The sequence below is a fragment of the Erythrobacter sp. QSSC1-22B genome (assembly GCF_001678665.1).
Classification (GTDB): domain Bacteria; phylum Pseudomonadota; class Alphaproteobacteria; order Sphingomonadales; family Sphingomonadaceae; genus Qipengyuania.
Genome location: NZ_LZRP01000003.1, coordinates 362,442 through 368,997 on the forward strand (window position 1 = coordinate 362,442; position 6,556 = coordinate 368,997).

The window sequence follows — 6,556 nt, forward strand, 5'->3', positions numbered from 1 at the left end:
GCGATCCGGCGGTCCTGTTTTCATGCTCCGACCATGCTAGTCTTGTCTCTGTTGCTAACGCCAGGAACCTGTAATGGCCGCACAATCTTCGCCTTTGTCGGGTCGCCTGCGGTGGTCGCTGTTTATAGTGCTTTGCATCGCGGGAGTGTTCAACGCGATGGACCGCCCAATCATCGCGATACTTAAGCCCGACGTGATGGAGGATTTTGGCTGGAGCGACAGCGATTTCGGCGATCTGGCTGCCATCACGCAATTTTCGGCTGCCTTTGCATTTCTGTTCACTGGCTGGCTGGTTGATCGGCTGGGGGTGCATCGTTCTATGCAGGTCGGCGCATCGGCGTGGAGTCTGGCCGCAATCGCTCATGGCTGGGCAATGACTACGTGGCAGGTGATCGGCGCACGCGTCGGCCTGGGCGTAACTGAAGCAGTCCAGACTCCGCTCGTTATCAAGACCGTTGCGACCCTGTTCGCTCCCGACAAACGCTCGTTCGCCTTCGGGTTTGCCACTATGTTGGCGGGTGCGGGCACCATCGCGATGCCGTTCGTAATTCCCGCGCTGGCGCTGGCGGTGGGCTGGCGCGGTGCGCTGGTGGCAGGCGGGGTTGGCGGATTTCTCTCGTTGATCGCGTGGATGTGGCTGGCGCGAGGACTCAGCCAGCTGCGCGAACGCACTGTCGAGGAAGCGTCGGAGCGAGAGGATGGCGAGACCACAGGCTACGGCCCGATCCTGAAGAACCGTAAGACCTGGGCTATCGTTGGAGCCAAGGCGCTTTCGGACATGACATGGTGGTTCATCAACTTTTGGCTGGCTGATTATTATCGCAAAGAATTCGGCCTTTCGACGTTGGAATTGGCGGTGCCGCTGGCAATTGCCTTTGCCGGGTCGGGCCTTGGCGCGTTGTTGGCGGGCTGGGGCTCGACCAAGCTGCTAGAGCGGGGCTGGTCGGTCAACCGTGTGCGTAAGACTGTAATGCTGATCTCAGCGCTGATGGTTGCGCCCTTGCCGCTGGTGCTAGAGCTCAATTCCTTTTGGCCGGTCGCCTGGATGATCGGCGTGGTGATGGCAGGACATCAGGGCTTTTCGCTCTCGATTTTTTCAACGATCACCGATGTCGTGCCTAACGCCAAGGTAGGCCGAGTTACTGCGTTTGGTGCGTTTATGGGGAATATGGGCGGCGTGGCGATCAGTCTGGTGACCGGCCGCGTACTGGATGCTGGGTTCGGGTTTGTGCCGTTGTTCATGTTCGCGGCTGCATCCTACCTGATCGCGCTGGCGTGGTTCCAATGGCTGCTGCCTACCATCCGCCGTGATGAAGGCGCACTGGCTGTGGCGATATAAGCGTTCCAATTGTATTTAGAGAGTGCGAGACATAAAGCTGTGACACCGTAGGACAGATAAGCGGGGGGGGACGTCTAAGCCGACATGTGCACGTTCATATTGACATGATGGATAAGCCGCGACCCGACTTTGACGCCTTTGCCGGTGACCTGTTCGGTGAAATTATGCTGGCCGAGACGGCGCCCGCCGCGGACGCGCCGCGAAAGCCGCTCACCCGCTTCATCCCCGGTTTTGCCATATGCGCGATCGCTAGCGCGGCGGCTGCCTGGTTGAGCCAAAATTACGACGTACCGATCATCCTTGCTGGCTTACTGCTGGGGCTCGGGCTCAATTTCGCATCGGGCGATCCACGCACGCATAAAGGGCTGGATGCGAGCTCGCGCCACGGGCTGAGGATCGGAATTGTGCTGCTTGGACTTCAAGTGACGGTGATGCAGGTCGGCGCGATGGGCATCGTCCCATTCCTAGGCCTTGCACTGGTAATGTCATCGGCGATTGTCGCTGCAATGCTGGCTGCCCGCGTTACCCGCCAAAACGCTTCGGTCGGGTTGCTGGCTGGAGGTTCAACTGCCATCTGCGGCGCGTCGGCGGCGTTGGCGCTGTATGGCGTGATCGGACGCGAACGGATCGATCAGGCACAGTTTACACTAACACTAGTGGTACTTGCCGCGGCTAGCGCGATTGCCCTCGCCAGTTATCCGGTGCTGACGCAGATGCTCGGTTTCAGCGATGAGCAGGCAGGTTTCCTGGTGGGGGCATCGATCCATGATGTCGCTCAGGCGATTGGCGCAGGGTTTGCCGTATCGGACAGCGCCGGAGCGCAGGCGACCGTGGTCAAGCTGACACGTGTAGCAATGCTTGCCCCGCTGGTAACACTGGCGGCGCTGGGGATTGCGCGTATCGAGCCCGTCGCCGCCTCTGGCACCGACACTCGTGTCCCGATGCTGCCTGGGTTTATCCTCGCATTCCTTGCGTTGGTCGGGGTCAATTCGTTGTTCGCAATGCCCCCCGAAGTCGCACCGGCCGCGCTGGTTGCGTCCAAGACCTTACTGCTGCTGGCCGTCACGGCCACGGCGATGCGAACCCAAACTGATTTGCTGCTGCAACTTGGCTGGCGTTCCGTGATGCCGGTGCTAGCGGCGACGATCGCTTCGCTCGCTGTTGCGCTCGGCTTCGCCCAGTGGGCTTTGTAATGGGGGCCGTCTTTGATCTTGCGGTCGCTGGCGGCGGCATCAACACTGGAACTGAGTGCGATTGGACCGGCTGGGCTCGCTTGGTCGACGTTGATTTCGGACGGGGCGAAGCGCCTATCAAGGCGCGCGCGAGCCGGCGCGCTACCCGTTTTTTGAGCTTTGCGAAGGCTCAGCCATTGATCCGGCCTCATGGCGCCCGCGTCGCGGTGATTTTGGGTCAAGCGCGCGCGATACGCGATCTGGACAAGAATTTTGATCACGGGCTTTGCGCCGCCGACGTCGATTACTCAATCACCCATAAATGGCCGCAAACAGTTGAGGACGTTCTTTGGCGGCGAACAAAGTTCGGCCTAGAATTCATGGTGGAAAAAGCCAACCTCCTCAATCGCTACATCACTGAAAGGATGGCGCAAATATGACCAGCATCGTGGCCCTTGGTGGCACGGTCAATTCTGGCAGCTCCACGGAGCAAGCGCTGCGCCTTGCCGCCGGCATCGCCGAGGCAGAAGGTGCTGAGGTTCAGGTCTTCGGCGGGGATTATCTCACGGCTCTACCCCACTATCTCGGCCCGACGCATAATTCTTCTTACGGGGCGGAAATGGTCGCGGCTGTGCGCAAAGCCGATGGCCTGCTGGTCGCCGCACCCGGTTATCACGGCACGATTTCAGGCGTGGTCAAGAATGCGCTTGATTATCTCGAGGATTTGGCGCGCGATGATCGCCCTTACCTTGATGGGCGCGCGGTAGGTCTGATTGCGACCGCGTTCGGTGATCAGGCATCTATGAGCACGCTGTTGACGATGCGCGCGATCACTCATGCTCTGCGCGGCTGGCCGACCCCGATGGGTGCCACTATCCGAACCTATCGCGGATTATTTTCGCCCGACGGCGAATGCCTTAATGAGCGCGCGCGCGGACAGTTGGAACTCGTGGGCAAGCAGGTGGTCCTGGGTGCACGTAGCTTTGCGGCAGGAAGGGATGTTGCATGACGGGTCGCGTAGAATTCGACCATGCTCTGGCTGAGATTTCTGCGGGCCGTATTGTGGTCCTGTCGGGTGATCGCTTACGCGGCGGCGACCTTGACCTGATGATCGCCGCGCGCCACGTCACTCCCGCAACAATCAATTTCTTGGCCACCCACGGGCGTGGGCTGATTTGCCTTGCGATCACACAGGGCCGTGCCGATCAGCTCGGCCTCAGCCTCGTCAACCCAGGGACTTGTCGGCAGACCGGGCGGCCCTTTGCGCGATCGATTGAGGCAGCGAGCGGAGTTTCCACTGGCATCTCCACGGCCGATCGTGCCCACACGGTGCAAGTCGCGATTGCCGAGGGGGCGAGCGCGAATGACATACACTCGCCTGGCCATGTCTTCCCTTTGATTGCGCGTGCAGAGGGCGCGTTGGTGCGCCCTTCGGCGGTCGAGGCTTCAATTGACCTCGTCCGCATGGCGGAGGCGGGCGATGCCGCCGTGATCTGCTCAATAATGCGCGACGATGGCGAAATGGCGCGGATTGATGATATTGATCAATTGCTGCTTGAGTCCAAGCTAGCGGTGGCGGACATCGGAGAGTTGATTGAGCGGCTGGCCGAAGCCAAAAACTAAGGCGGGGAAAGCTTGATGATGGCGCCCAGTGAGGTGGCTCGGTTTGTCTGAACAGTGATTGGCAATAGCTAAGTGGATTGTCTGCCGATTGTTTCCTCGAAATGCCGATGTGGGGTGTCATGCAGGGAGGGCGTAGCCCGACCGGAATGACGCCCCATATCGGCGGCCAAATTCATGCTGCCATCTTCACTGGCAGGTTGTCAAAATACGTTTGATCCGGTGTCCTGGCGGCCAGGCTCGAATGCGGCCCGCGGCTGTTGTAGAAGCCCAGATACCGGCCGATCGACGACCGGGTTTCGCTGACCCCGCCATAGGCGTGCAGATAGACCTCCTCATACTTCACTGAACGCCACAGACGCTCGACGATGACGTTGTCGCGCCAAGCGCCTCTGCCGCCCATGCTGATGGCGATCTTTTCGCGCAGCAGCACGCCGGTGAAAGCTTGCGAAGTGAACTGGCTACCCTGGTCCGTATTGAAGATCTCCGGTTTGCTAAAGTGCGCCAGCGCTTCTTCCAGAGCCTCGACGCAAAAATTGGCCTCCATCGTGATCGATACCCGCCAAGCCAGAACCTTGCGGCTGAACCAGTCAACGATAGCCACCAAATAAACGAAGCCCTTCGCCATCGGGATATAGCTGATATCGGTTGCCCAGACCTGATTGGGCCGCACAATCCCCAGCCCTCGCAGCAAATTAGGGATAGATCTTGTGGCCCGGCGCCGGCTTGGACGTGTTCGGGCGGCGGTAGATGGCTTCGATCGCCATCTTCTTCATCAAGGTGGCGACGTGCCGCCGGCCGATCCTGATGCCCTCTTGCCGAAGCAGATCGCGCAGCATTCGGCTGCCCGCGAATGGGAACTCCAGGTGCAGTTCGTCGATCCGCCGCATGATCGCCAGGTCGGCGGCGGACACCGGCTTGGGCAGGTAATAGACGCTACCCCGGCTGATCCCGAGTTCCTGTGCCTGCCGCGTCAACGGAAGCGCGTGCGAACGGTCGATCATCGTTTTGCGCTCGGCAACAGTCCCGCCTTGCCGAGCGCCCCTGACAAAAAATCGTTCACCAGCGTCAGTTCGCCAATCTTGGCGTGCAGCGTCTTCACATCAATCGCCGGTTCCGCCGCTGCGGCAGCGCCTTCCGAGCCGAAAACACCAGCAGCCCCCTCCAGCAACTGCGTGCGCCAAGTCGTGATCTGGTTCGGATGAACGTCAAACTGCTGCGCTAGCTCGGCCAGCGTCTTTTCGCCCTTCACGGCAGCCAACGCCACCTTCGCCTTAAATGCCGGGCTGTGGTTCCGGCGTGGTCGTCTGCTCATATACGCTCCTGTCATGCGGCCGCTCTGGCCGCCGTTAGACAGAAAATCTACTTATCCCGCTGTGCAGTTTTGCCGAGCCACCTCTAACCACCCTCTCCGCCAAAGGGTCTAGAAGGACGCAGGAAAGCTGGAAATGACCGGTTTTCCGTGGCCGATGCGAAAGCCCTCAAATCGCAAATCGGGGGTGAGATAATTTTCCTTTACTGGTTCCTTGCGAACCAGATCGGTCGATAGATATTTCGTTTGGTTGTCGCACAAAACAGTGCCGATCACCGCCGTACGACCAGGGTGTTCCCGCAATTGCAATTGTGCCGCCTTGACCGCCGCCACGATGTTGCCGCCAGACGATATGCCGACGCCGACGCCCAGTTCGCGGGCCAAGCGTTGCGCCATCAGTATGGCGTCGCCATCGTCCACCGCGATGATGGCCGACAGTTCGTCCAGCTTGACGATCGCCGGGATGAACTCATCCGATATTCCCTGCATCCGGTGCTGACCGACCTTGTGGCCAGTGGATAGAGTTGGCGACGAAGCCGGTTCGACTGGATGGACGGGCATTTCCTGGCCTGCCCTAGCGAAATAGCGTGCGGCTCCCATGATCGTGCCCCCAGTCCCGACACCGGCGACGAAGCCGGTCGGACCGAACCTCCACGGTATCATGGGCGCCAGGATCGGCGCGCAAGACGGATATGTCTACTCGTCCGCTCTCGCACGAGCCGACGGTGTCTGGACGGAAGAGCTGCTCGATTCCTGGCTGGAGAAACCCCGCGACAGGTTCCCCGGCCACAAGATGGCGTTCGGCGGATTGCCGAACCCTGACGATCGGGCCGCCGTCATCGCCTACATCGAAGCGGCGGGACGATAAGCGAAAGCGGGTAGAGTTGCGGATTTGCGAGCGGCATAGTCACAGGTGTCCTGTCCAAATGCCGCGGTCGTCGGAGAGGTCCGCTACGCGCCCCAATTTCGGTCATTCGATGAATCGCGGCGCGATCCTGAAACCCGCCATTCGTTCAGGTGAAAGCGGGGGCAGCATGGCGCCTCCATTCCAGTCATGAGAGCTCAATAGTCGCTCGCCTGAAAGCCGACATCCATTGGGAAATCTATGGGCTT

7 protein-coding genes and 1 pseudogene are annotated in these 6,556 nt (G+C 60.2%); 6 read left to right on the forward strand and 2 right to left on the reverse strand.

Annotated elements, in window-relative coordinates; all coding sequences use genetic code 11:
• Positions 1 to 73 precede the first annotated feature (73 nt).
• The 5 genes from A9995_RS07675 to A9995_RS07695 all read left to right on the forward strand — a co-directional run bounded on the left by A9995_RS07675 (position 74) and on the right by A9995_RS07695 (position 4,134).
• Positions 74 to 1,339 (forward strand): MFS transporter, encoded by a 1,266-nt coding sequence (locus A9995_RS07675; RefSeq protein WP_082992560.1) that lies wholly within the window; start codon positions 74 to 76, stop codon positions 1,337 to 1,339.
• Positions 1,340 to 1,443: 104 nt separating this feature from the next.
• Entirely contained in the window at positions 1,444 to 2,532 is a 1,089-nt protein-coding gene (locus tag A9995_RS07680; RefSeq protein WP_067610965.1) for a YeiH family protein, read from the forward strand.
• Positions 2,532 to 2,951 (forward strand): hypothetical protein, encoded by a 420-nt coding sequence (locus A9995_RS07685; protein ID WP_067610967.1) that lies wholly within the window; start codon positions 2,532 to 2,534, stop codon positions 2,949 to 2,951. Before A9995_RS07680 ends, A9995_RS07685 begins: the two co-directional genes overlap by 1 nt.
• Positions 2,948 to 3,520: an NADPH-dependent FMN reductase gene (locus A9995_RS07690; RefSeq protein ID WP_067610969.1), complete on the forward strand. Its 573-nt coding sequence runs from the start codon at positions 2,948 to 2,950 to the stop codon at positions 3,518 to 3,520. Before A9995_RS07685 ends, A9995_RS07690 begins: the two co-directional genes overlap by 4 nt.
• Positions 3,517 to 4,134: a 3,4-dihydroxy-2-butanone-4-phosphate synthase gene (locus tag A9995_RS07695; protein ID WP_067610971.1), complete on the forward strand. Its 618-nt coding sequence runs from the start codon at positions 3,517 to 3,519 to the stop codon at positions 4,132 to 4,134. The genes A9995_RS07690 and A9995_RS07695 overlap by 4 nt, the downstream gene beginning before the upstream one ends.
• A gap of 172 nt (positions 4,135 to 4,306) precedes the next feature.
• Here the strand turns inward: A9995_RS07695 and A9995_RS07700 are convergent.
• Together A9995_RS07700 and A9995_RS07710 are read right to left on the reverse strand one after the other, a co-directional pair.
• A pseudogene (locus tag A9995_RS07700) lies at positions 4,307 to 5,446 on the reverse strand (IS3 family transposase).
• A gap of 108 nt (positions 5,447 to 5,554) precedes the next feature.
• Positions 5,555 to 6,106, reverse strand: coding sequence for a pyridoxal-phosphate dependent enzyme (locus tag A9995_RS07710; protein ID WP_082992561.1), 552 nt, complete (start codon positions 6,104 to 6,106; stop codon positions 5,555 to 5,557).
• On the opposite strand from A9995_RS07710, the gene A9995_RS07715 reads away from it, so the two are divergent.
• Entirely contained in the window at positions 6,105 to 6,311 is a 207-nt protein-coding gene (locus A9995_RS07715; RefSeq protein ID WP_082992562.1) for a cytochrome c family protein, read from the forward strand. The two genes, A9995_RS07710 and A9995_RS07715, sit on opposite strands and share 2 nt — an antisense overlap.
• Positions 6,312 to 6,556 lie beyond the last annotated feature (245 nt).

Coding starts and splice junctions, on each gene's coding strand:
- A9995_RS07675 (WP_082992560.1), top strand. CDS start 74: ATGGCCGCACAATCTTCGCCTTTGTCGGGTCGCCTGCGGTGGTCGCTG.
- A9995_RS07680 (WP_067610965.1), top strand. CDS start 1,444: ATGATGGATAAGCCGCGACCCGACTTTGACGCCTTTGCCGGTGACCTG.
- A9995_RS07685 (WP_067610967.1), top strand. CDS start 2,532: ATGGGGGCCGTCTTTGATCTTGCGGTCGCTGGCGGCGGCATCAACACT.
- A9995_RS07690 (WP_067610969.1), top strand. CDS start 2,948: ATGACCAGCATCGTGGCCCTTGGTGGCACGGTCAATTCTGGCAGCTCC.
- A9995_RS07695 (WP_067610971.1), top strand. CDS start 3,517: ATGACGGGTCGCGTAGAATTCGACCATGCTCTGGCTGAGATTTCTGCG.
- A9995_RS07715 (WP_082992562.1), top strand. CDS start 6,105: ATGGGCGCCAGGATCGGCGCGCAAGACGGATATGTCTACTCGTCCGCT.
- A9995_RS07710 (WP_082992561.1), bottom strand. CDS start 6,106: ATGATACCGTGGAGGTTCGGTCCGACCGGCTTCGTCGCCGGTGTCGGG.